Origin of the sequence: Thermaurantimonas aggregans, from assembly GCF_003851885.1 — a bacterium.
Lineage (GTDB): Bacteria > Bacteroidota > Bacteroidia > Flavobacteriales > Schleiferiaceae > Thermaurantimonas > Thermaurantimonas aggregans.
Map to the genome: position 1 here is coordinate 1 of NZ_BHZE01000049.1, position 1,545 is coordinate 1,545.

The 1,545-nt window shown below is 34.5% G+C and carries 2 protein-coding genes; both read left to right on the forward strand.

The genetic code is table 11. The features are described from left to right. Positions 1 to 272 precede the first annotated feature (272 nt). Positions 273 to 479, forward strand: a complete 207-nt coding sequence (locus EIP89_RS11380) for a hypothetical protein (protein ID WP_124398806.1) — start codon at positions 273 to 275, stop codon at positions 477 to 479. 344 nt (positions 480 to 823) lie between these two features. Further along, the gene (locus tag EIP89_RS11385) at positions 824 to 1,402 is read left to right on the forward strand and encodes a hypothetical protein (RefSeq protein ID WP_124398807.1); all 579 of its coding nucleotides are present in this window, start codon (positions 824 to 826) and stop codon (positions 1,400 to 1,402) included. Positions 1,403 to 1,545: the final 143 nt, after the last annotated feature.

A 1,545-nucleotide genomic window follows, 5' to 3' on the forward strand; every position in this document is an offset into this window, starting at 1 on the left:
CGGGTTGCTGTTTAAAGACTACTCGCCTCACTTAAAATGTCTATGATGGCTCTAATTTACTTCAATTAAGGGTTTTATCAAAATAAAAAAGAAGGCGTCCTTTACTTTTTGGACACCTTCTTTTTTTAATAACCTCCAATTTACATTCATGAGATAACCTCATGAGTTCATTAAATTACCCCAACCCCTTTTTTTAATCTAAAAACAAAACAGAATGATTAAAATATTACCAGATGTAATTATTTCTTCAAAATTCCCAGTTACAATTGGATATGATTCCTTCCAATGAACCCCAAATCATTTGGAGTGCCATATTAAAAAAACCAACTAAATGGGAAACCAGTGTAAAAAGTACCTCAGCCCTGTTAGTAGGTAGAGGATTTAGTGGCCTTGAAAAGTTTGGGTCCGTTATGAAAAAATTCTTTGAAACCTATGGAGAATTAGCTGCCATTAACATGTTTGTAAATTCAAAGAAATAATGAAATTGGCTTAAAATTAAAATGTGCGAACAGGCAGGCCAGAATCGTCAAAAAATTGAAATCTTAATCGGATTTCTAAAGAGTTGGTAGTATTCCGGTCCGTTTTTCGCCATTTTTATAGTTATTTGATTAATGTATTGAGTTATTCCACTTAGAAAGAGATTTAATACCAAAAAATTGTCTGTTAAATTCCACTTTGTCAAAATAGAATTTGGTATCGTCTTCGGCCGAAATTTTTTATTCTGTAATTTGTTCTCTTAAAAAATACATACTCATTGATCTTGCAAAATTTTGGCACAACAATTGGCCTAATACATTTGCAGAATCTTAAAAAATCCCAACTGATGAGAAAACTTACCTCGGCAATCGTTTTTGCCGGCTTATCGATAGCATTGATAGCAACCGGCTGTAAAAGCAAAAAAAACAAAGAAGTTCCCCTCCCAACAGATGAAGTGGAAGTAAAGTTGCCCTGCTCAGAATACAAGTCTGATGCAAAAACCTTTAGAGCATTTTCCTTTGGTGAAAGTATGGACCTAAATACAGCAAAGCGCAAAGCTCTTAGCAATGCACGTGCCGAGCTGGCAGGTATGCTAAGTACTACAATGAAGGTAGTAGGCGACAACTATGTTAAATCATCAGAATACAACAACAAGGAGGAAATACTTGAACGCTTTGAAGAAAATGCACGCACCGTAATCAATCAAGAGCTTCGTGGAGTAATTCCTGTATGTGAACGCTCGTCAAAGGTGAAAAACAGCAATGTGTTTAAATATTATGTAGCTCTTGAACTAAGTGCTGATCGCCTCGCTGATAGCTACTACCAAACCCTTACACGCGACCAAAGCTTGAAAATCGATTACAATTACGAGCTATTTAAAAAGACTTTTGAAGAAGAAATGCGCAGATTTGAACAAGGTCGATAAACCTTTTACTAAAAACAAAAAAAAGAAGCTGTCCTAAAAGAGGGCAGCTTTTTTTTATCAGTTTTTAAATGGTATTTAATGTTACAAAAAATGAATTAGACTTAAAGCAGGTTTTTGGTAGTGATATTTCAAAAAATTGATTT

Coding starts and splice junctions, on each gene's coding strand:
- EIP89_RS11380 (WP_124398806.1), top strand. CDS start 273: ATGATTCCTTCCAATGAACCCCAAATCATTTGGAGTGCCATATTAAAA.
- EIP89_RS11385 (WP_124398807.1), top strand. CDS start 824: ATGAGAAAACTTACCTCGGCAATCGTTTTTGCCGGCTTATCGATAGCA.